The sequence below is a fragment of the Mycoplasma sp. Pen4 genome (assembly GCF_014352955.1).
Classification (GTDB): Bacteria; Bacillota_I; Bacilli_A; order Mycoplasmatales; family Metamycoplasmataceae; genus Mycoplasmopsis.
This window is the reverse complement of record NZ_CP060691.1, coordinates 16,387-40,319: the sequence shown is the minus strand read 5'-3', so window position 1 is coordinate 40,319 and position 23,933 is coordinate 16,387. Positions and strand designations below refer to the sequence as shown.

23 protein-coding genes are annotated in these 23,933 nt (G+C 30.7%); 9 read left to right on the top strand and 14 right to left on the bottom strand.

Annotated elements, in window-relative coordinates:
- Window positions 1–40: 40 nt before the first annotated feature.
- The 5 genes from H9M94_RS00200 to H9M94_RS00180 all read left to right on the top strand — a co-directional run bounded on the left by H9M94_RS00200 (window position 41) and on the right by H9M94_RS00180 (window position 6,387).
- Window positions 41–856, top strand: a complete 816-nt coding sequence (locus H9M94_RS00200; RefSeq protein WP_187469594.1) for an HAD-IIB family hydrolase — start codon at window positions 41–43, stop codon at window positions 854–856.
- A gap of 99 nt (window positions 857–955) precedes the next feature.
- Window positions 956–2,002 carry a hypothetical protein gene (locus tag H9M94_RS00195; RefSeq protein ID WP_187469593.1) on the top strand — a complete coding sequence of 349 codons (1,047 nt, stop codon included), beginning with the start codon at window positions 956–958 and terminating at the stop codon, window positions 2,000–2,002.
- 118 nt (window positions 2,003–2,120) lie between these two features.
- Entirely contained in the window at window positions 2,121–3,056 is a 936-nt protein-coding gene (locus H9M94_RS00190; protein ID WP_187469592.1) for an endonuclease, read from the top strand.
- A gap of 137 nt (window positions 3,057–3,193) precedes the next feature.
- Entirely contained in the window at window positions 3,194–4,666 is a 1,473-nt protein-coding gene (locus H9M94_RS00185) for an endonuclease (protein WP_187469591.1), read from the top strand.
- Window positions 4,667–4,830: 164 nt separating this feature from the next.
- Window positions 4,831–6,387: an endonuclease gene (locus tag H9M94_RS00180; protein ID WP_187469590.1), complete on the top strand. Its 1,557-nt coding sequence runs from the start codon at window positions 4,831–4,833 to the stop codon at window positions 6,385–6,387.
- 35 nt (window positions 6,388–6,422) lie between these two features.
- Here the strand turns inward: H9M94_RS00180 and rsmG are convergent, their stop codons facing one another.
- The 6 genes from rsmG to parE all read right to left on the bottom strand — a co-directional run bounded on the left by rsmG (window position 6,423) and on the right by parE (window position 13,165).
- The gene (rsmG, locus tag H9M94_RS00175; RefSeq protein WP_187469589.1) at window positions 6,423–7,109 is read right to left on the bottom strand and encodes a 16S rRNA (guanine(527)-N(7))-methyltransferase RsmG; all 687 of its coding nucleotides are present in this window, start codon (window positions 7,107–7,109) and stop codon (window positions 6,423–6,425) included.
- Window positions 7,109–8,089 (bottom strand): ribose-phosphate pyrophosphokinase, encoded by a 981-nt coding sequence (locus tag H9M94_RS00170; protein ID WP_187469588.1) that lies wholly within the window; start codon window positions 8,087–8,089, stop codon window positions 7,109–7,111. Before H9M94_RS00170 ends, rsmG begins: the two co-directional genes overlap by 1 nt.
- Window positions 8,090–8,172: 83 nt before the next feature.
- Complete coding sequence (locus tag H9M94_RS00165; RefSeq protein WP_187469587.1) at window positions 8,173–9,099, bottom strand: NAD(P)/FAD-dependent oxidoreductase; 927 nt, start codon at window positions 9,097–9,099, stop codon at window positions 8,173–8,175.
- A 57-nt stretch (window positions 9,100–9,156) separates the two neighbouring features.
- Window positions 9,157–10,191 (bottom strand): prolipoprotein diacylglyceryl transferase, encoded by a 1,035-nt coding sequence (gene lgt, locus H9M94_RS00160; protein WP_187469586.1) that lies wholly within the window; start codon window positions 10,189–10,191, stop codon window positions 9,157–9,159.
- Complete coding sequence (gene hprK / locus H9M94_RS00155) at window positions 10,184–11,122, bottom strand: HPr(Ser) kinase/phosphatase (RefSeq protein ID WP_187469585.1); 939 nt, start codon at window positions 11,120–11,122, stop codon at window positions 10,184–10,186. The genes lgt and hprK overlap by 8 nt, the downstream gene beginning before the upstream one ends.
- Before the next feature lie 117 nt (window positions 11,123–11,239).
- A complete protein-coding gene (gene parE, locus H9M94_RS00150) occupies window positions 11,240–13,165 on the bottom strand; it encodes a DNA topoisomerase IV subunit B (protein ID WP_187469584.1) in 1,926 nt (641 codons plus the stop codon).
- Between the two features lie 146 nt (window positions 13,166–13,311).
- Here parE and H9M94_RS00145 point away from each other — a divergent pair, with 146 nt between their 5' ends.
- On the top strand, window positions 13,312–14,997 hold the full coding sequence (locus tag H9M94_RS00145; RefSeq protein WP_187469583.1) for a hypothetical protein: 1,686 nt from the start codon (window positions 13,312–13,314) through the stop codon (window positions 14,995–14,997).
- 45 nt (window positions 14,998–15,042) lie between these two features.
- Here H9M94_RS00145 and rpmB read toward each other — a convergent pair whose 3' ends face one another.
- The 3 genes from rpmB to H9M94_RS00130 form a co-directional block, all read right to left on the bottom strand.
- Window positions 15,043–15,234, bottom strand: a complete 192-nt coding sequence (gene rpmB / locus H9M94_RS00140) for a 50S ribosomal protein L28 (protein WP_187469582.1) — start codon at window positions 15,232–15,234, stop codon at window positions 15,043–15,045.
- Window positions 15,235–15,395: 161 nt separating this feature from the next.
- Window positions 15,396–15,689 (bottom strand): DUF2188 domain-containing protein, encoded by a 294-nt coding sequence (locus H9M94_RS00135; protein ID WP_187469581.1) that lies wholly within the window; start codon window positions 15,687–15,689, stop codon window positions 15,396–15,398.
- 5 nt (window positions 15,690–15,694) lie between these two features.
- A complete protein-coding gene (locus H9M94_RS00130) occupies window positions 15,695–16,144 on the bottom strand; it encodes an RpiB/LacA/LacB family sugar-phosphate isomerase (RefSeq protein ID WP_187469580.1) in 450 nt (149 codons plus the stop codon).
- A 181-nt stretch (window positions 16,145–16,325) separates the two neighbouring features.
- Here H9M94_RS00130 and H9M94_RS00125 point away from each other — a divergent pair, with 181 nt between their 5' ends.
- Window positions 16,326–16,856, top strand: coding sequence for a hypothetical protein (locus H9M94_RS00125; RefSeq protein ID WP_187469579.1), 531 nt, complete (start codon window positions 16,326–16,328; stop codon window positions 16,854–16,856).
- 61 nt (window positions 16,857–16,917) lie between these two features.
- Here the strand turns inward: H9M94_RS00125 and fusA are convergent, their stop codons facing one another.
- The 4 genes from fusA to H9M94_RS00105 all read right to left on the bottom strand — a co-directional run bounded on the left by fusA (window position 16,918) and on the right by H9M94_RS00105 (window position 20,726).
- Window positions 16,918–19,008, bottom strand: a complete 2,091-nt coding sequence (gene fusA / locus H9M94_RS00120) for an elongation factor G (RefSeq protein WP_187469578.1) — start codon at window positions 19,006–19,008, stop codon at window positions 16,918–16,920.
- Window positions 19,009–19,025: 17 nt separating this feature from the next.
- Window positions 19,026–19,496 (bottom strand): 30S ribosomal protein S7, encoded by a 471-nt coding sequence (gene rpsG, locus H9M94_RS00115; RefSeq protein ID WP_187469577.1) that lies wholly within the window; start codon window positions 19,494–19,496, stop codon window positions 19,026–19,028.
- Window positions 19,497–19,563: 67 nt separating this feature from the next.
- Entirely contained in the window at window positions 19,564–19,977 is a 414-nt protein-coding gene (gene rpsL, locus H9M94_RS00110; protein ID WP_187469576.1) for a 30S ribosomal protein S12, read from the bottom strand.
- A gap of 194 nt (window positions 19,978–20,171) precedes the next feature.
- Window positions 20,172–20,726, bottom strand: a complete 555-nt coding sequence (locus H9M94_RS00105) for a hypothetical protein (RefSeq protein ID WP_187469575.1) — start codon at window positions 20,724–20,726, stop codon at window positions 20,172–20,174.
- 372 nt (window positions 20,727–21,098) lie between these two features.
- Between H9M94_RS00105 and eno the strand changes: the two genes are divergently transcribed.
- Window positions 21,099–22,460 carry a phosphopyruvate hydratase gene (gene eno, locus H9M94_RS00100; RefSeq protein ID WP_187469574.1) on the top strand — a complete coding sequence of 454 codons (1,362 nt, stop codon included), beginning with the start codon at window positions 21,099–21,101 and terminating at the stop codon, window positions 22,458–22,460.
- A gap of 88 nt (window positions 22,461–22,548) precedes the next feature.
- On the opposite strand, the gene plsY is transcribed toward eno, so the two are convergent.
- Window positions 22,549–23,247, bottom strand: a complete 699-nt coding sequence (plsY, locus tag H9M94_RS00095) for a glycerol-3-phosphate 1-O-acyltransferase PlsY (protein ID WP_187469573.1) — start codon at window positions 23,245–23,247, stop codon at window positions 22,549–22,551.
- A gap of 69 nt (window positions 23,248–23,316) precedes the next feature.
- On the opposite strand from plsY, the gene def reads away from it, so the two are divergent.
- Window positions 23,317–23,877, top strand: a complete 561-nt coding sequence (def, locus tag H9M94_RS00090; RefSeq protein WP_187469572.1) for a peptide deformylase — start codon at window positions 23,317–23,319, stop codon at window positions 23,875–23,877.
- The last annotated feature ends 56 nt before the right edge of the window (window positions 23,878–23,933 follow it).

Below are 23,933 nucleotides of genomic sequence, written 5' to 3'. Positions count from 1 at the left end.
TTGTATAATTGAAACGAATAAACAAATAAATGGAGAAAATATGCAAAAACCCAAAATTATTTTCATCGATTTAGATGGAACAACTCTAGATGGACCAGGTGAGAAATTTTGACAAAAAAAACCTACACAATATACTTGTGACGTAATTAAAAAAGTAAGCAAAACAATTCCCGTTTATGCATCTACAGGGCGTGGTGCTAAGAAATCAACAGGCGAATTAGTTAAAATGTTTGGACCTGAAACGTATATTGCTTGAAATGGTGCAACAACAGTGGTTGATGGACAAATTGTAAATGAAGAAATCATGCCAAAAGATGTTGCAGAAGCTTTATTTAAAGAAATTAAAAAACACCGTTGCTTTGTTGTTTTTAACTCAAATGCAGATAAATATGCATTCGTAAGAAATTGAGTTTATAAATTATTTATGAAATTTGGTGGTAAATCAGCAAACTATCATAAAGATTTTAAAAATGACTTTGGAATTAGAAAAGGTTTAGTTTGAAGTTTATCAACTAAAAAAATCCAAAGATTAGGTAAAAAATGACAAAAACAATTTGAAGGTGTGCTTGAATTCGCTTTTACTGGTGAAAAAAATAATATTTTAGAAATCACACGTGCAAATGTTTCAAAAGGTCAAGAAGAAGTTCGTTTCTGTAAAATGCTAGGTATTAATCCAAAAGATGCAATGCACATTGGTGATTCAATGAACGATGCATCTGCAAAAGGAAGAGTTGGAACATTGGTTGCTTTAGCAAACTCAACACAAGAACTTAAGGATATTGCTGATATCGTTACCGAATACCCATGCAATAAATCTGGTCTTGCTAAATTTTTAGAACAATTTATTGAAGAATAATTACTATTTTACTACCACATTTTGTGGTAGTTTTATTTCACAATTATTGTTTAATTGAATATTTTTTATAATATATATGAAAGATATTATGGAGGTCAAATGAAAAAATATATTAAATTTTCAATTCTATTAGGTTCATTAACAGCTTTAGCACCTATTGCTGTTGCATGTGCACAACCTACAGAGAATAAAGAAAAAGAGACAGAAACAAATACAAATACACAACCAAAAATAGACAAAAATAAAAATGAACAAGAAAAAACAAAAATTGATAAAGAAACAACTCCTGAAAACGGTGATAAAAAGGAAACTATAGATACAAAAGACGATACTCAAACTGATAAAAAAGAAAACAACGATAACGAAGTAACTAGTGGTTTTGAGATGTTTGAAAATGAGTTTAATGATACAAAATCATTAAAGGAGCTTCTTACAAACTTATTTAAAAACAAAACAAAATTAGAAGAATTAGTTACAGCAAAATATGGAGATTTAGATGCTGCACCAATTAATGTTTCCAAATTAATCTATGACATAGATACATATGAAACAATCGACGTTAATGCAATGACAAATGAACAAGATGCAGTTAGCTATGGTCATGGTACCACACTTACAAAAACGAAATTATTACAAGCATTTGCAAACTTTAAAGTAGCATATAATGAACCAGTTCCAGGAGATGACAATTCCAGGAACATCAATGGAATAAATCAACCGGAAATTTCATTTACAGATGAGGAAAAAATAGGACTAACAACATTGAATAATATTGTTAATCCAGTTCCAATTAATCCAGAATTAAAAAATGATGTTTTAACCTATCTCAAAGCATTAAAACCTATTAATATTAATCCTTTAGATAATCTTGTTACGTTAACAAATTTAAATGAATTAGCAATTGCAGTATTGAATAGTGAAGCAATTGATTATGAAATCAAACTTGCTAATGTAAATAACAAAACAAACGTAGTAAATGGCAATAAATATGTACCGAACTCTAATTTAACATATCATTTTAATGAAAACAATAATCAAATAACCATTTCATATTATGTGGCATCACCAGATGCTGATGCTGAAGATGGTGCATATTGATATAGTTCAAAAACTTATGCAAGTGTAATAACATTAGATTTTAATTAAATTTCAAATCGGATAATCGTCTAGATTGTTCGATTTTTAATACGCCTTAAAATAAGGGGTTTTTGAAAAAAGTAACTCATGTTATAATAAAGGCGAAATAAGAAGGGATTTAAATTAAATGAAATTTAAAAAATTACTTTTATTACTTGCTCCAAGCATTACACTTGGTGCAACAATTATGAGTGTTTCATGTACAGCAAAACAAGAAACAAAAACTCAACCAGTTATAAACGAGAACAAATACGTTTATGACAATACAAATAAGTATTATGAAGCAGCAGATGGATTAAAGGGTAAAGAATTATTAGATAAATTATTAGAAATCCAAAGCAAACACTTCGGTGGCGTAGGTTCATACGGTGGATTGAAATCATTTTATAAAACATATAATGCTTTTAAAGATAAATATTATGAAAAAGATAACTCATTATTAGATATTTATTCAGAAAATCCTGATGGTAATGATCCATATAACTATCCAACATATGTTGGTGGGAATGCAACAGGAAAAGAAGGGGGTGGAACAAATAGAGAGCACTTAATTCCACAATCATGATTTGGTAAATCTTCACCAATGGTTAGTGATGCACACCATGTTTTCCCAACAGACATTAAAGTTAATGGTATAAGAGGAAATTATCCACACGGTGACGTTGCTAATTCAGTTCAATGAACTTCAGAAAACGGTTCAAAATTAGGTCAAAGCGCAAGCAATATCACTGTATTTGAACCAATTAATACATTTAAGGGTGATATTGCTAGAGCATACCTTTATTTCACAGTTACATATTCAAATAAAGCACTTAATGAAACATCACAAAGTATTTTCAAGACAGTCTTTCCTTTTATAAAAGAAGAATTCTTAGATACATATATTAAGTGAAATAAACAAGATGAAGTTTCAAAATGAGACATTGATAGAAATAATGAAACCGCAAAATATCAAGGTGGATTACGTAACCCATTCATTGATTATCCAAATCTTGATGAATCAATTTTTGGAAGCGATCCTAAACCATTTATTAACAAAGGTATTTTAGTAGATATAAAATAATAAAATATGTGATTTACGAACAAAGAAATTAATTTCTTTGTTCGTTTTTATGCAATTTTATGAAAACATTCCCTTCATTTTGAAAAAGTTGTATAAATATAAATAATTAAATATTTATTTTATGCATAGGAGGTTATATGAAATTCAAAAAATATTTATTAACACTTGCTACTCCATTGGTTTCATTAGTATCTTTAAGCTCAATTGCTTGTGCACAACCAACCAAAGATAATAAAGAAACAAATCAACCAAACACTCCAAAAGTTACTCCAATTACATACAATGAAAACATGACATTAAATAGTGGTGAAAACTCACTAAAACCACTTCCTATCTCAAAATCTGAAGCACCAGTTATTATCAATTTGTTATCTAAACCAAACGCAATTGCAAATTATGATTATAGAGAAAATAACTTAACAATTGGTGGTACAGCCATTGCAACTCTTGTTGATTCTGGAAAAGAAAACAAATTACAATTAGCAGATGCAGAACAAAAAACTTATGTTCACACAAATGGCAATACATATCCAAATGCGAAAATTAAAGTTTCATACAATCCAGAGACTAAAGAAGTTACATTAAGACATTATGTTGCACATAGAAACCCAGATAAATCTTTCTTATACTCTGATAATGTCTTTACTACTAGATTTATTTTAAATGTTCCAAATGACACTTCAACATCAAAACCAAACACAAATAACAATGTAGATACATCACATGAAAATACAAATACAACAATCGCAGTTGAACCAGTTGAAATCAACAATTATCGTTATGATGCATCAAACAAATATTATGAAGCAGCTAATGGATTAAAAGGTAAAGAATTATTAGATAAATTATTAGAAATTCAAAGTAAATATCGTAATAATGTTAAAGAATATAAAGATATACCAATTTTTTATAAATCTACAGATACTTTTAGAGATAAATATTACGAAAAGGATAATACATTTTTGGATATTTACTCAGAAAATCCAAATGGTGCAGACCCATATAACTACACAAGATATGATGGTTTTAGAGCTAATGAAGAGGGTGAAGGAACAAATAGAGAGCACTTAATTCCACAATCATGATTTGGTAAAGAATGACCTATGCATGATGATATTCATCACATTTTCCCTACAGACATTAAAGTTAATGCATTAAGAAGTAGTTTTCCACATGGTATCGTTGAAACCGTTAAAGAAGATGGAACTTCACAAAATGGAAGCAAACTAGGTTTTGATCACGATGGTGAAACTGTATTTGAACCTATTGATGCATTTAAAGGCGATATTGCTAGAGCATACCTTTATTTCACAGTTACATATAGTGATGAGAATTTAAGTGTTGGTCGTGGTAACCAAAGTTCAAATGATAGATCAGTATTCACAAGAGTGTTCCCATACATTAAACCTAAATTCTTAAATATTTACTTAAATTGAAATGCACAAGATAAAGTTTCAGAATGAGATATTTACAGAAATCAAAAGATTTCAGAATTCGAGGGTGGTTTACGTAACCCATTCATTGATTATCCAAATCTTGCTGAATCCATTTTTGGAAGCAATCCTAAACCATTTGTTAACAAAGGTGTTTTAGTTGGTATTAACAAATAATAATTAGTTCAAGTACTTAAGTACTTGAATTTTTTTAAAAAACCATATTACTTTTTTTCATATATGACCACATTTGTGGAAATGCTTCCAAAATTTCAAAAATGGAGTAGTATAATGATAAATAACATGAATTTACACACGTCACGTGAGGAACAGGAGAATATATGAAATTACGTAAATTATTATTAACACTTACAACACCATTAGTGTCTTTAACATCATTTGGAGCTATTGCTTGTGCACAACCAACTGACGATAATAAAGGAACAAAACAACCAAATACTCCAACTGATGGAAAACCAAATGAAATTGAAGCAATAAATCCAAAAACTGACAAAAAACCAGCACAACCCCAACCAACTACTAACCCAGAATCACCTAAAGCACCTAAGGGCACTGTAATGTCATTTGAAGAAGCAAATAATGTTATTGTTCCAGTAACAATACCTGCTGATCAATTCGACAATGTAATTGCATTTTTAAAAGCAGAAAACGCATATGTTTTCTTCTCGTATAGAGATCATAGTATTTCGGTCGGTGGTAAAGATAATTCAATTACTATTGGTACATTAATTCAAGATGGTAAGGATAAAAATTTACAATTAGCTGATGCAACTAAAAAAACATTTGTAAATAGAAAGAATAAAGAATACCCAAACTCTAAAATTGCATCAACTTTTGATGAAACACAAAATAAAGTTAGAATCTCTTATTATGTGGCATCAAAAAATGCAGAAAGCAACACATTTACTTACTCAGATAAAACTTTTACTAGTGAATTTGTTCTACAAAAAGGTGAAGAAATACCTCCTACAAAAGAAGTTCAGCCAAGAACAGTTATAACACCTGTTGACCAGCCTGCAGAAACAAATACTACAACATTAACACCAATCACAATATCAAATTATATTTATGACTCAAGCAACAATTACTATGCAGCTGCTAACGGATTAAAAGGTGAAGCACTGTTAAATAAATTATTAGAAATTCAAAGTAGATATCTTAGCGGTATTAGATCATATGATGGTTTAAAATCATTTTATAACTCATACAATGCATTTAGAGATAATTTCTACGAAAAAGATAGAACAATCTTAGATATCTACTCTGAAAATCCAAATGGAAAAGATCCATATACATATAGAAACTATGGTGGTAGTGGAAGTAAAAATGAAGGTTCAGGTATGAACCGTGAACACTTAATTCCACAATCATGATTTGGTAAATCTTCACCAATGGTTAGTGATGCACACCATGTTTTCCCAACAGACATTAAAGTTAACGGAAGAAGAGGTAATTATCCACACGGTGATGTCAAAGGTTTAGCAAGTTGAACGTCAAGAAATGGATCAAAATTAGGTACAGGTACAGGTCGTCAAATTGTTTTTGAACCAGTCGATGCATTTAAAGGTGATATTGCAAGAGCATATCTTTACTTTACAACAACATACAGCAACAGATCATTACACAACATGGGAACAAGTATATTCACACGTAGTTTCCCTTACATTAAACAACCATTCTTAGATACATACCTTAAATGAAATAACGAAGATAAAGTATCTGAGTGAGATATTAAGAGAAATAATGAGACAGCAAAATATCAAGGTGGATTACGTAACCCATTCATTGACTATCCAAATCTTGCTGAATCAATTTTCGGAAGCAATCCTAAACCATTCGTTAACAAAGGTGTTTTAAAAGGAATTAGACAAGTATAATTAGACAAAAAAATATCGTGTCAAGGCACGGTATTTTATTGTTGTTTTTTAATGTCTTTTCATAAGTAAGGGAATTGTTTAGGTGTTGAACGTTTTTTGGTGATTGTTACTATGTAATTTTCACGAGATATATCCTCGGATTTAAAGTCTTTTACATCTAGGACATAGTCTAATTGTTTAAAAATAGATGTCGCTTTTTCCAATTCTTCTTTATATGCTGGGCCTTTCATTAATGCCATTTTGCCACCCACTTTTACTAAGTGGAACGATGACATTAAAAGTGCTCTAATATCAGCGACAGCTCTAGCGGTAACTATCTCAAAAAGATTCTTTTCTTTTTGTTCTTCACTACGCATTGTAAACACTGTGACATAGTCTCGTAAGTTTAATTTTTCAATCACTATATTTAAGAAATTTACTCTCTTTTTAATTGGTTCATAAATCGTAACTTTATTAGTTGGTTTTGTTAACACATAAGGAATAGACGGAAATCCTGCGCCTGCACCAATATCTAAAATTTCAGAATTTTCATAACCATTAGTAATATCAAGCATAAATACTAATGATTCGAGAATACCTTCTTCTCAAAGTCTTTCCCCTGAAAAACCTGTTAAATTCATTACTTTATTATATTCTTCGATTAAATTTACATATTCTTCGAATAGTTTAAAGTCTCACCCATTTGTAAGACACATTTGTTGTACTTTTTCTTTTTTTATCATTATTTATTTTGTTTATTAATCTCTTCCTTAAATTCTTTGTAAACGCTTGTAATACTTGTTTGATCAAGTGTTGCATCCATTACTTTACCTAAAAATTCACCTAGTGAAATAATCTCTAATTTAGAGTATTTCACTTGTAATTCTGAATTATCAATACTATCTGTAATGATAACTTTTTCAACATTAGGATTGTTTTGAAATGGCTCAAAGCCTTTTGTAAATACACCATGTGTAGCGGCTACTATTATACGTTTTGCACCATGTTGTTTAAGTGTATCTACTGCTTTTAAAATTGTTCCACCTGTGTCAATAATATCATCGATAATAACTGCATTTTTGCCTTCGATATTACCAATGATTCCCATAACTTCAGTTTGATTGACACCTGTTCTACGTTTGTCAATAATACAAATTTTAACAGTATCAGCAATTAACTCAGCAAGTTTTCTAGCTCTAACTGTGCCACCATGATCAGGTGAAACAACAGTAAAACTATTCTCATTCTTTCTAAGAGCAAGTGCTAAAGGATATTGTCCTCTTAAATCATCAACTGGAATATTAAAGAAACCTTGAATTGATGGATTATGTAAATCCACGCATGTAATTCTAGTTGCTCCAGCAGTTTGTAATAAGTCAGCAACTAATTTTGCTCCGATCGGTTGTCTACCACTTGCTTTTCTGTCTTGTCTTGCATAACCATAGTATGTTAAAGTCACATTGATAGTTCTTGCGCTTGCTCTTTTAAGCGAGTCAATAAAAAGCAATAATTCCATAATATTATCATTTACTGGTCTTGAAGTGCTTGCAATAATAAACACATCTTTCTCTCTAACGGTATCTTCAGCAACAATCATTACTTCGCCATCAGCATAAACCGTTTTATTCATTTGAGAAAGCGGAATACCAACGTATTCAGATACCTTTTTAGCTAGTTTGTATGCATTTTGCATACCAAAAATTACACATTCGTTTCTGTTCATTTATAACCTCTATTACAATTGTACTAATTTATTTAGTTTTTATTATGTTAATAATAAAAAGCATAAAGAAAAAGTCTAAAAAATTAGACTTCTGAGTTAACTAAATCAGTAATTTTCTTTGCAGCAATAGCTCCATCACTAACTGCAGTAATAATTTGACGAATTTCTTTTTGTCTGATATCTCCAGCAGCAAAAATACCTTTTACTTTTGTTTCCATGTTTTCATCAGTAATAATGAAACCTTGATTATCTAAAATATCTAAATTTTGTAAAAATCATGCTGTAGATTCCATACCAATATATGGGAAAAATGAAGCAACTTGAATAACTTGTTGATTTCCGTTTTCATCTTCTACAGTGGCTGATTCTAGTTGTGAATCACCATTTAATTCAACTATTTTAGAGTTTCTATGAATACGTACGTTTGGTAATTTTAATAAATCGTCAACAAGTCTTCTTTCCGCAGTAAAATCATCTCCCTTGATAACAATATGCACTTCTGAAGCAATGCTTGATAAATAAGTTGATTCTTCAACTGCTGAATTACCTGCTCCAAGCACGATTGTTGGATTTTTACCAAATAATGGACCATCACAAATAGCACAAAAACTTACACCTCTATTAATGAATTTATCAATGTTTTTAATGAATGTAGGTACTTTATTTTTCATACCAGTTGCAATTAAAACTGTTTTTGTAACAAGAACTGTTCCGTCAGCTAAATAAACATTTTTCTCTGTGTCACTGATGTTTTCAACTTCAACTACATCACCATATTGATATTCTGCTCCATATTTTTGAGAGTGATCAAAGAATTCTTGAGCTAATTGTCACCCTTCAATTTTTTCTGTTCCAAGTCAGTTTTCAACTTTTTCAGTTGCAGATAATTTACCACCTGGAGTTGATTTTTCCACAAATGTAACTTTAAGATTTGCTCTTGAGGCATATAAAGCAGCATTAAGCCCTGCTGGTCCCCCACCGATGATAACTAAATCGTAATATTTTTTCATTTTTCCTCCAATTTATATGCTTAAATTATAGCAATATATAAATAAAAAGTACAATTATTACACTTTTTTCATTACTTTTTGTTCTTTTTTAGTATTACGTTGTATTTTAAATGCTTTAATTCACATTGCAATTTTTGTAAACATAAATTGGAATGATGAATAATAAACATATCTTTGATATTTTTCAGGATCAGCAAGTGAATATGTGAATCTATATTTTTCAAAATGTCTTACATATTTGAATTTTCCTCAGAATTGGAAGTAAAGGAATTGAATTGATCCTAAAACAACAAATATAATAGCTACAGTTGAGTAAAGACCATATGATTCTTCTCTAAGCGGTTCTAATGCAGCACGAGTTAATCCATATCATACAAGATATAAAGCTCCTGATGCACCTGGTTTAAAGATACCAAAGAAAACAAATACTCAAATTATTAAGATGTAACCAAATAAGTTAGCAAGACCTTCATATAAGAATAAAGGATATCTATATGCACCCTCTAGCCCTAAACGATTTGTTAAATCATCTGAAATGTACATATTATCAGCAAATGTTTTTCCAAAAGGAAGCACACTTGCTCCTGATCAGTCGATTCTACCATAAACCTCATGGTTTGAGTAGTTTCCGAAACGTCCTACAAACTGTCCGACTAAAACAGCAGGTAAAATAATGCTATATGCTTTGCGTAAGTCGATTACTGATCTTTTTGTTCATAGGTATAACGCGTCAAGTGCAGCAGCTAAAATAACCCCACCTTGAATTGACATGCCACCTTTTCATATCTCATACCATGCAGAGCCCGGAAATGGATTTTCAGGATTGTAAATTAATCTTTCTATAATAAATCCTAAACGTCCACCTAAAATACCTGATGGAATTGTGATTAAAATTGTTATGTAAAGAATTCCTAAATCTCATTTTTGACGGTATCAAAAGAATGCTACTGTCAAGATTGAAGTAATAAAACCAAACATAATCATTAATGAATACAAGTGCATTTGATATCCACCAATGCTAAATAATATTGTTGGTGTACCTTCAGGTATTGCTTGACTAGGTATATATGATGGTAAATTTATACTATTCATCGTCATTCTGTGCCCTTTCATATAATAATTCAACTACATTCATTCCGTCCATACGAGCTAAGAATGTATTTACTGCTGCTTTAATTAAAGATGCAGCGGATCCACCTTCTTTAATTGGTACTTGCATTTTTTTAATTGAACGTCCAAAAACTGGATATTCTAAGAAATCAGTGCCTAAACGGTCGAATTCGTTTCCTGGATCTTGTTTAACTAATTCAATAACCAAGTCAATTACTGATGAATTTGCCACAGACGCAATTCCATATAACTTCGTTACATCAACTAGTCCAATACCTCTAATTTCAAGGAAATTACGTGTAATATTTGGTGATGAACCAATAAACAAGTTACCATTATCCTTAATTAACACAGCATCATCAGAAATAAGCACATTACCTTGTTGTACTAATTGCAAGGCGGCTTCAGATTTTCCGACACCACTTGCTCCAGTAATTAAAACACCTACCCCACCGATAAGAACTAATGTTCCATGCACTTGGATAACTTCACCAAAAAAGTTATTTAAATACGAACCAATATTTGTTGAGATGTATGATGTACTTGTGTTTACTAAAGCAACTGGTACTTTGTATTTATTTGCAACATCAACGATTCAATTGATTGCAGGTTTATTAACCCCTTTTGATAAAACAACAAGAGGTGGTTTACGTGAAAAAACTCATTCTAATGATTCAATTGCTTTTTGCTTACCAATTAATGAGAATCAAGTTGATTCCCCAGTTCCCCAAGCAATTATGTTTTTATTGATACGATCATTCTCAAAATGTTCAGCTAATTCAAGCCCTACACGTTTAATTGCAGGTTGATAAACATCATTGTAATCAATATCAGCATTATCACCATTGATGATATTAAGATCAAAGAAGTCAATAATCTTCTTTACATTAATTTTTTTCTTATCTTTGCTCATAATTTCCTTAATTGTTTAATAAGTTATTAAAATTATACTAATTTTATATATTTTTTAATGTTTTAATTTTGTTCAATGTAACAAAAACAATCCGATTACTCGGACTGTTAAACATAATTATTCTAATGTTTTTAAAACAAAGTCATCTTCATTTGAAAAATCCACATTTTGATCAATTCATTCACGTCTAAATTCCGCTTTTTCACCCATTAACACACTAACTCTACGTTCAGCTAATGAAGCATCATCAATTGTCGCTTTAATTAATGTTCTTGTTTCTGGGTTCATTGTTGTTTCTCATAATTGATCAGCATTCATTTCCCCAAGACCTTTATAACGTTGGAGTTCATAAGCTTGTTTAGTGTTTTCTGTAATTTCTCTTAAATCATCATCATCTCAAGCATAAACAACTTTTTTATTTGCTTTAAACGTTACTTTATATAACGGTGGTAAAGCGATAAAAACTCTACCATCCTCAATTAATTGTTTCATAAAACGGTAAAAGAAAGTTAATAATAAGATTTGAATATGAGCACCATCGGTATCGGCATCGGTCATAATGATGATTTTTCCGTATTGTGCTTTGTCTAAGTCAAATTCTTTTCCGAATCCTGCACCAATTGTGTTAATAATTGTACTTATTTCGGTATTTTTAAGAACTTCAATCAATTTTTTCTTTTCAGAATTAATAACCTTACCACGTAATGGTAGAATAGCCTGATACTTTCTATCTCTACCACTTTTAGCAGATCCTCCAGCCGAATCCCCTTCGACTATGAAAAGTTCTTTCTCCATAGGTTTTTTAGATGTAGCAGGAGTAAGTTTATCACTAAGGATCATTTTTTCTTTAAGAACTTTTTTAGATTTACGTGTTTCTTCACGTAATTTACGTTCTTCTATTCTTAATTCATAGGCTTTTTTGACTTTTTCAAGAACTTTTTTAGCACTTGCTTTATGTTCGTTTATTCATTGATCAAGATATTTAGTTACAACTTCTTCAACTATCATTTTTGCTTCAGGAGTACCTAATTTATCTTTGGTTTGTCCAACGAATTCTAACATTTGTTCTGGGACCTTTAATGCTACGATACAGGTCAATCCTTCTCGAATATCATCCCCATCAAATAACTTACCATTTTTAACAATTCCTTCTTTTGAAGCAAATTCATTAAACACTTTTGTAAACGCAGTTTTTAAACCGACTTCATGTGTACCACCATCACGTGTTTTAACATTGTTAACAAAACTAAGTGTTAATTCATTGTATGAATCAGTTCATTGAAAGGCAAAATCAACTTCTACGCCTTTTCTTTCATCTTTAAATGAAATTGGCTCAGTAATACTATCTTTAGAATCATTTAAGAATTTTACAAATGCTTCTAACCCTTTGCTGTATTCATAATGTTCTTCTCTACCACTATTTTCATCTTTTAAAGAAATTTTAAGATTAGAGATTAAGAATGAGCTTTCTTTTAAACGCTCTGAAATCTTGTCAAAACTAAGTTTCGCTTTTTTGAAGAAAACATAATCAGGTCAAAATTCTACAGTTGTTCCTGTAGTTTTTGAAGTCCCAACCTCATGTGTTCTTTCAAGTATCTTATCTTGTTGAAAAACTGTTCGATAAAGTTTTTTATCACGAGCAACTGTAACTGCAAGTTTTGTTGAAAGAGCATTAACAACACTAGACCCCACTCCGTGAAGTCCACCAGCAGTTTTATAAGCTCCAGAATTGAATTTTCCACCCGCATGAAGCTCTGTGAAAACTAATTCTACAGCTGTTCTATTTTCTCCTTTAACTTTATCAACAGGAATACCACGGCCATTGTCTGAAACAACTACTGAACCATCTGCTTTTAAAGTTACAGAAATTCGATTAGCAAAACCGGCTAATGCCTCATCAATAGCATTATCCACTATCTCTCAAACAAGGTGATGTAAACCATGCACATCAGTACCACCGATGTACATTCCAGGTCTTTTTCTAACTGCTTCCAATCCTTTTAGCTGTTGGATGCTATCAGCATTATATTCATTTCTTGACATACTACTTTATTATAAAGTATTTATGGTATAGGTTAAGAAAGTGATAATAATATTGTGATTTTATGCACAAATTGCAGAAAAGTTTCAAGTATTGTATATTCAAATTAATGTTTTATAATGTATATTATAAAAACATAGGAGTATTTATGAAGATTAAAAGATGACAATTATACTCAATGATTGGTTTTGGAGTTTGTGCATCAATTTCAATAGCAGCACCTATTGAATTCTTTAAAAGTGATGGGATTTATTCTAAAACAATTATTACGAAGCAAGATTTGGAAAAAGTTAACAAAATATCTGATTTGGTTTGAGAAAATCCGGCAAGTGAAAATTTTGATGATGTTACAAATTTAATTAATCAAGCCGATATTAATATCTTTGTTGCAGGAGACACAAAAGAAACTTCTGACACTATGACAAAGTTATCTATGTTTACAAAAAGCACAAGTGTTATTATGTATATGAATGTTGATAATGATGTTCTATCTACAATTAACAAAGATAATTTAGATGCTTTTTATAACAAAGAAATAACTGCCCACGATGATGATTTAAATGTAAAAATAAGACAAGCAAATTTAACCACAGATAATGGTCAATATTCATTTTTTGATAGTCTTGTAAAAACAATCAAAGACAATAAAGATAAGAAAGTTCAAATTTGATTACCAATTGAAAATGTGCATTTATTCCCTAAAAGAATTGGTGATATTTCACAATACAACAATGTTTATGTTAACTTATTAAGTTGCAAACCAAATATTGCTAAAGAACTTACTACAAAATATAGAACTGACATTGATAAAACTTTAAATCCTTCTAAATACCTTGTAAGTGATACATACTCATTTTGAAACTTTATAAACACTCCAGCATTAGGAACATTATATTCATCAATTAATGTATTTTTAAACACTAATGATGAAATTTTATTGGAACTAAAAGAACTAGGATTAAATAACATTTACAAGTGAAACAAAGGTAATCAAGATGCAATTATTAATCTAGATAATAAATTATTCAACACAAATGATTCAACAGGAATTTCACTTGCACAAGATTGAGCAACAATTAATCAAATTAATTGATTTGAACAAATTTTTGACAAGAGCATTGAAACTGGACCAAATTTAGTTATCGAAAATAGCAACGATAAAATTGGTTTAGATGTCATGAAATATCTTTTTGCCACTTCTTCCACATCGATACAAAAATTCACTTATATAACTCCATATTCTGATATTACTTACTACAAAGAACTAAAAGATCAACTTGCAAAAGCACTTGATAGTAATGTTAGATTTGATTATTCCGATTATGAAAATGATAGCAAACTCAAAACTTACTATTTCTCACAATTTCTTTTAAACAAATACAATATAACATCGCCATTTTTTAAATTTAAAGAGATTACTGAATCTTCTGAAAAATTAGTTACTTCATTACTTCAATGATTTATTGTAGATCCTTTATTACTTGACAATCCTGGTTTTATAAAACTTGGTGCAAGCAAAAAACAAATTCTTGGTTTTATGTTAACTGAAGAAGAAAATAAAATTGTAACAGCAACAAATGATCCTGAATTATTCAATCAAATATATAAAAATTCAATTACTAAATATATCGAAAACAACTTTGTTTTAGTACATAAAGATCAAAAATATTCGCTTGTTAAAAAAGATGTTTCTAATAAAAATAATATATTATTTAAATTTGGTGAAATCACAGTTAATAATGATTACAATTCTAAATCATCAATTAATTTATCATTCACATATGGAAACGAAGAGTTTAGTGATATTAATTTAATTGTGAATACAAAAAAATAACTACTTGATCAAGGTAGTTATTTTTATATTATTTTTTGAATGGAATTATATCATTCCTTTGTTTTTAAGAGTTTTTAATGTTTTTGCACTTACTCTTAATGTCATGGTTTGTCCATCAATTTTAACTCTAACTTTTTGAAGGTTAACATTGAATTTTCTTCTTGATGCATTCATAGCGTGTGAACGCTTGTTACCTGATTGAGGACCTTTTCCTGTTAAGACGTCTCTTCTTGCCATGTTTTATATTTCCTTTCTGTATTAGCTAATATATGTAAGTTTATATAAATGCATATAGATTATAACAAAAAAACAAACATTATAGAAAATATAAAATATTATATTTTAGCACTATGACATAAGTATTTTGGTAAAGAAAAAGTGCTTTTAAGCACTTCTTATTATTTTTTCGGTTTATCTTTAAAGAAATTTTGACCAGCTCTAATTTTTCCTACTTTACTGTGAATTAAATATCTACCATTGTTGTTTTTTGCTAATTCTTTAGCAAAGTCAATAGCTTCTAATTGTGTGTCAAAAGTTTTAATTGCTTTTGATCCACCTTGTCTAATAACTTTTCAACCAGATGGGTGTTGTGAAATGTGTCATACTGGTTCTAGTTTTTTAACTTTTGCTTCTTCTTCATCAGCACGTAAGTTTGTCATTAATTCTTTATCATTTTTATCAATTTTTGACATGTGTATTAATCCTCATCAATTTGATTGATACGTGTTTGGTGACGTCCACCTTCGAATTCTGTTTTGATGTATTCATCTACCATTGCTTTAGCTTCATCTAAAGTAACTTGACGTCCACCAAATACTAAAACGTTTGCGTCATTGTGTTGTTTTGCTAAGTGTGCATCTTCTACTGAAGCAACTCTAGCAGCTCTAATTCCATGGTGTCTGTTTAAAGCATATGAAATTCCTAAACCTGTTCCACATACTCCGATACCAAATGCTGGATGTTCTTTTTCTACGTAGTGAGCAAGTTCGTGTCCCATTTCTGCATATGATACTGAATGAGCGTCAGTTGTAGGACCTAAATCAACAACGTCATAACCTAAACTTTTTACGTACTCTGCTAACTCATCTTTTAATTGAAATCCTGCGTGATCGCTAGCAAGAGCAACAATTTTGTGTTTTGTTTTCATAATTCCCTCCTAGTAAATTAGCTTATTGTACCTAAATTATACTAGTTTATCTTTATTTTTACAATCTTAATGCACTTTTATACCAATGAAATTGGTGTAAATGGAAATTTTGTGGTACAAAAGTTAATTTTATATTTATTGTTCTTTAATTCTTTATAATAAATATATTGAAGGAGTTAATATGTCAAATTTAGTTAAAGCAAAATGTGAAGTGTGTGAAACAGAATACACATATTTATTTGGGAATGATGCAACCTTTTTCCCAGTAAGAATTTTTCTTGATGGAATGATCAAAAGTCAAAAAGATTTATTCAATTTTGATAACTTTAAGCAAGTTGTTTCTGAACAATTATCACAAGATCCAACATTTATGTTTCAAGAAGAAAGTAAACGTAATGAAGGAATTGAAAAATTATATAAAGCAGCAACTATTTTCTTTTGAGAAAATGAAAAAGAACTTTTAAAATCTAAAATCTTATTAAGTTTTGATACATTTTGAGCACCAGCATTTTTAAATGATCCTGATCCAGAAAAAAGAACTATTCACAATATGATGTTATTAGAAATGAAATTTCTAGATGGAACAGTTTATAAAAGAAGATTTACAAAAGACATTTTATTTGTTCAAGTTACAGATAATAGTAAAAAATTCACTTGTCCAAAAGAAATGGAACAGAACGCAATTTATATATCAGATGAATTTGTTGCATAAAAAATCAACCAAACTAAATTGGTTGATTTTTAATTATTTAATGAATGAAAATTGTTAAATATTAATCTTCATCTTTGTCTTGAATGTTTCTACGTTTGATGATTTCATCAGCGATTGATTTAGGACATTTGTCGTAGTGATCAAATTGCATTTGGTATGTACCACGTCCACTTGTCATAGATCTAAGTTCTGTTGAGTAACCGAACATTTCTGAAAGTGGAACTGCAGCACGAACAATAACTGCTCCATCGTTTCTTTGTTCTTGATCGTTAACAAGTCCTCTACGACGTGATAAGTCACCAATTACATCCCCCATGTGATCTGAAGGAACAACTACAGAAACGTCCATGATTGGTTCAAGTAATACTGTACCAATTTTATCTTTAGCTTTTGTAAGAGCTTTAGATGCAGCGATTTTGTAAGCCATTTCAGATGAATCGACGTCGTGGTATGATCCATCGAATAATGTAGCTTTAACATCGATCATTGGGTATCCAGCTAAAATACCAGCTGCCATTTTTTCTTCAAGTCCTTTTTGAATAGATTTGATGTATTCTTTTGGAATTTTACCTCCAACGATTTTATCAACGAATTCAAATCCACCATCTGGGTTTGGTTCAAATTTAATTCATACGTGTCCGTATTGTCCTTTACCTCCAGATTGTTTGATGTGTTTTCCTTCAACATCTGCGGCTAATGTAATTGTTTCACGATATGAAACTTGAGGAGCTCCAACTTTAGCTTGAACACCAAATTCACGTTTAAGACGGTCAACAATAATGTCAAGGTGTAATTCACCCATTCCGGCAATAATTGTTTGTCCTGTTTCTTCATCTGTATATGTTCTGAATGTTGGATCTTCTGCTGCTAATTTTTGAAGTCCTAATGAAAGTTTTTCTGTAGCAGCTTTTGATTCTGGTTCAAGAGCTTGTGAGATAACTGGTTCTGGGAAGATCATTTTTTCTAATACTAATCTTGGTGATTTTTCATCGATTAATGTATCCCCTGTTGTTGTATATTTAAGTCCAACAGCAGCAGCAATATCTCCAGCAAAACATTCGTCGATTTCTACACGGTTGTTTGCGTGCATTTGTAAAATACGTCCGATACGTTCTTTTTGTTCTTTAGTTGAGTTGTATACGTAACTTCCTTTTCCAAGAACCCCACGGTATACACGGAAGAATGTTAATGATCCTACGAATGGGTCAGTCATAACTTTGAATGCTAAAGCAGCAAAGTCACCGTCATCTGTAGCTTCAACTTTAACTTCTTTATCATCGATGTGTGCTGTAATAGCAGGAACTTCTAATGGAGATGGTAAGTAGTCAACGATAGCGTCGATCATTTTCTTAACACCTTTGTTTTTAAACGATGTTCCACAAACTACTGGGAAGAATTCTGATGTTAAAGTAGCTTTTCTGATAGCTGCTTTAAATTCATCCTTTGAAACTTCGTCCCCTTCTAATACTCTCATCATTAACTCTTCGTCAAAGTTAGCAACTGCTTCTAATAATTCTTGACGTTTTTCATTAACGATATCTACTAAGTGAGCAGGAATTTCTGTTGGAAATTCTTCTTCTGATGCTTCACCATTGTATCTAAATGCTTGTAATGTTACTAAGTCGATAAGACCTTGGAAATCTGATTCAGCTCCAATTGGTCATTGAATAGCAACTGCGTTTCCACCTAAACGTTGTTTAACTGATGCAACTGATGCAGCAAAGTCTGCTCCAGCTTTATCCATTTTGTTTACGTAAACGATACGTGGAACTTTGTAGTTTGTTGCTTGTCTTCAAACTGTTTCTGTTTGAGGCTCAACTCCTGATTGAGCATCAAGAACAGCAACTGCACCATCAAGTACACGAAGTGAACGTTCTACCTCAACTGTGAAGTCAACGTGACCTGGAGTATCGATAATGTTAATTCTTTTACCTTTTCAGAATGCTGTTGTAGCAGCTGATGTAATTGTAATCCCACGTTCTTGTTCTTGAGCCATTCAGTCCATTTGTGAAGCACCGTCGTGTGTTTCACCAATTTTGTGAATTTTTCCTGTGTGGAATAAGATTCTTTCTGTTGTTGTTGTTTTCCCTGCATCAATGTGGGCCATAATACCGATGTTACGGTAATCTTTTAATAAATATTCTCTAGCCATAATATCCTATATGAAGATTATCATCTAAAGTGAGCGAAAGCACGGTTAGCTTCAGCCATTTTATGTGTATCTTCACGTTTTTTGATAGCTCCACCTGTTTTGTTTGATGCATCAATGATTTCGTTAGCTAAACGAAGGTCCATTGTTTTTTCGTTTCTTAATCTAGCGTATTGAACTAATCATCTAAGTGATAATGTTTGTTTTCTACGAGGAGAAACTTCAGTAGGAACTTGGTAGTTTGTTCCCCCGATTCTTCTTGTTCTAATTTCAAGTTGTGGTGTAATGTTTTCAACTGCTTCTAAAAACACTTCCATTGGTTCTCTTTGAGTTTTTTCTTTAATGATGTTGAATGCAGAATATAAGATGTCTTGAGCGATAGATTTTTTACCATCAAGCATAATTTGGTTGATTAATTTTGTAACGATAACAGAATTAAAAACTGGATCTGCAAGCACTTCACGAATTGGCGCACTTTTCTTTCTTGACATAAGTCCTCCTATTTTTTTACTTATTTTGTGTGTTTGTTTTATAAATTAATAATTAATTATGCTTTTATTATTGTTTTGGTTTTTTAGCACCGTATAAACTACGACCTTGGTTACGTTTTGAAACCCCGGCAGCATCTTGTGTTCCACGAACGATGTGGTATCTAACCCCAGGTAAGTCTTTTACACGACCACCACGAATTAAAACTACAGAGTGTTCTTGTAAGTTGTGTCCTTCTCCTGGAATGTATGCTGTAACTTCCATACCGTTTGATAACTTAACACGAGCATATTTACGTAAAGCTGAGTTAGGTTTTTTAGGTGTCATTGTTGCAACACGAGTACATACACCACGTTTAAATGGTGATGCCATTTTTTTAACTTTTTTTTCTAATGAGTTGTAGCTAACGCTTAAAGCAGGAGCGTTTTGTTTTTTAATTTTTGAGCTACGACCATTTGTAACTAATTGATTAGTTGTTGGCATTTTTGCTTCCTTTCATATTATTTGAATAATATATTTAACAATTTTTAACGGCTATATTTTATAAATAGCAAATCTATTATATAACAACTTACCGGGTGTATCATCATTTTTTTATTTTTTTATTTTTGTTTTTTAGAACAAAATTCAAAGAAAAAGAATCACCATTTAATTAGTGACTCTTTTATGATTAGCAGTTATCTTTTTTCTTGTTTAGTTTTATTTATAAAACTTACTCAAATATCATAGTTATGTAAGATGGTTACAACTATTCCAGTAGCAATAGTAGAAATAGCAACTATCATTGGAATTAAAGCATCATATGAATTGGTTCATCACAACAATAAAAAGCTAAGTGATGCTAGTAAAAATCCAATTGTAACAATACTATAAATACATAATGCCAGAATACGTGTTTTAGTAAACTTAGCATTTTTGATAACTGAATACTCTTTTTCTAATTTTAAGTCATCATTTTGACCTGAAAATAAAGATACTTTGACAGTTGTGACACTTGACTTAGCATCTTTACCTTCCAAATTAAGATTTTCTGACTTTGTTAAAAAAGGGAATAGTGAATTCATTCAAGAATTTTTGCAACGTTTAAGAATAATTGCGTTTGTTAAAATAATAATTAAACTAACTACAATTGTAGGTACAAAATCTCTTAAATAATAAAACATTGCAATACCACCATATTTACTTCCATGTAGAGATGATGAATTAATAGTATTTGCAAAAAACAGTTGCATAAATTGGTAATGCAACAATTAGTGAAAATAATATAAGTATGTATGTTGTTAAATTTATATATTTAATAAATACTTGTCTTTTCATTTTATATCCTTTGTGATTCTTTATATTTTTTGTTACTTAATTAAAACTCGCTAAGATCTAATCTCATTGATTTCATCTTATCTATATTCTAATTCTTTTGGTTAATAAATAAATTGTTCTTCAATCAAATGTGGAAATTTTGTGAAAACAGTTATATATCACTTGCACAAAGAGTTTTTGTGCTTTTGTTGTGATTATCTCACTAAATAAAATAGTGTTATAATTTAGACAAATCAATAAAGATTCTAAATTTATATAATAAATTAGACAAATAAGGAGATATTAAAATGTCAGCAATTACAAAAATTCATGCACGTGAAATTTTAGATTCACGTGGTAACCCAACTATTGAAGTTGAAGTTTACACACAATACGGTGGTTACGGAATCGCTAAAGTTCCATCAGGTGCATCAACAGGTACACGTGAAGCTTTAGAATTAAGAGATAAAGGTTCTAAATACGAAGGAAACTGATTCGGTGGAAAAGGAGTTATGTTAGCAGTTGATCACGTTAACAACGATATTGCTCCTCACATCATTGGAATGGAAGTTACACAACAACGTGAAATCGACATGAAAATGATCGAATTAGACGGAACAGAAAACAAAGAAAAATTTGGAGCAAACGCAATTCTTGGAGTTTCATGTGCTGTTGCGCGTGCTGCTGCAAACGAATTACAAATTCCTCTTTACAAATACTTAGGTGGATTCAATGCTCACGAATTACCAGTTCCTATGTTAAACGTTATTAACGGTGGGGAACATGCTTCAAACACAATTGACTTCCAAGAATTCATGATTATGCCAGTTGGAGCAAAATCATTCAGAGAAGCATTACAAATGGCAAACTTTGTATTCCACAACTTAGCTAAATTACTTAAAAAACACGGACACGGTGTTCAAGTTGGTGATGAAGGTGGATTCGCTCCTAACTTTAAATCACATGAAGAAGCTCTTGATTTCTTAGTTGAAGCTATTAAATTAGCAGGTTACACACCAGCTACTTCAGGAGAAAACGCAGTCGCTATTGCTATGGACTGTGCTTCAAGTGAACTTTACGAAGATGGAGTTTACACATTCAAAAAATTAAAAGCTGCAGTAGAAGAAGGAAAACCTGGTTTCGAAGAATTAAAAGATACAAAATTCACATATACAACAGATGAAATGATCGACTACTTAAAAGAATTAGTTGCTAAATACCCAATCGTTTCAATCGAAGATGGATTTGCAGAAGGTGACTGAGAAGGATTTAAAAAATTCACAGCAGAAATGGGAGAAAAAATCCAAATCGTTGGGGATGACCTTACAGTTACAAACACAGCTATTTTAAAACGTGCTATTGAAGAAAAATCAATGAACTCAATCTTAATTAAAATTAACCAAATTGGTTCATTAACAGAAACATTTGAAGCTATCCAAATGGCTCAAAAAGCAAATATGACAGCTGTTGTATCACACCGTTCAGGTGAAACAGAAGATACAACAATCGCTGATATTGCTGTAGCAATGAATACAGGACAAATTAAAACAGGTTCATTATCAAGAACAGACCGTATTGCAAAATACAACAGATTACTTGCAATCGAAGAAGAGCTTGGTACAACATCTAAATTTAACGGTATTAAAGCATTCTACAACGTTGTTAAATAATTAAATTAAATAATAAATGCCAGTTTAGCAATAAACTGGTTTTTTTGTATCAAAAAATCCATACAGCAAGTGTTATATGGATAAAACATTATTTTGATTTACTAAAAGAAATCTTACGTTCTTCATGTCTTTTTAATCTTAAAATATTTCCTCTGTGAGTTCATAGAATTAATCCTAGAGCCCCAAGGTAAATTAATCCTTGTAATGGTGAATAAGGTAATAAATTTTGCATATTTGTTGCAAAAGCAATTGATGATTCAGACATTCAAGAGATAAAGAGAAATGGTGTTAATAATATCGCTGCTAGCATGCTAGCAAGTGATACGTATTTCTTTCAGAATAAAACTCCAAAGAAGAAAACTGCAGCAATAGGTAATAAAACTATATTATAAGAAATTATTAAACCAATTGAACAAGCCACTCCTTTTCCGCCTTTGAAACCAAAGAAAATTGGAAAACTATGTCCTAAAACTGTACCGATACCAGCAAACATTGGTACTCCATATAAATATTCTGAAGTGTCATTGTGTATATTAACTCAACTTAAAATACCAAATGCTAGCGATACTGATGCAATAGTTTTTAATATATCAATAAACAAGATTATTGCTCCCATTTTCTTGCCTAATACGCGAACAGAATTAGTTGCTCCTGCATTATTAGAATGATGGTTACGAACATCATTCTTTAAGATCTTACTTATAATGATAGAAGTATTTGCTGAGCCTATTAAATACCCTATTGCTAAAAACATAAGATTCAATAGTATAGATGTAAAAATTATCATATTTTTTCCTTATTTTGTGTGTTGAAAATATTATAACTAAAATAATTTTAAATTATTTATAATTTAAATATGAAAAATAAAAAATTTGATATTAAAATAATTCAATTACCGGACCCAGTCCTTAGAAAAAAATCAAAAGATGTACCAATTCCTCTTACTGATGAGGATATTGAGTTAGCAGAAAGAATGATTTATCACATTGATGACTCACAAACAGAAAACACTGAGTTTCGTCCTGGTGTAGGAGTTGCTGCAGTGCAATATGGTATCTTGAAAAATGTGTTTTACATCTATCTCCAAGATCAAAACGGAAACACAATCTTTAAAGATGTGTTATTTAACCCACGAATTATTACAAAAAGCGATTCAAAAGTTGCACTTGATGAAGGAGAAGGGTGCTTAAGTGTCGATGAAGAATGACCAAAACAAGAAGGTTATGTTCATCGTTCAGCATCAATAGTTGTGGATGCTTACAGTTACAATGAAAGAAAATGACTACGTTATACCGCTAATGGTTATTTAGCCATTGTATTCCAACACGAATTAGATCACTTACAAGGAATGCTATTTATTGATCGTATAGCACAAAAAAATCCTTGAAAACGTTATCCAAAAGCTAAATATCTATAATTAGAACAAAATAAAACATGACAGATTATTTAAAACTACATTCAACCACAAATACA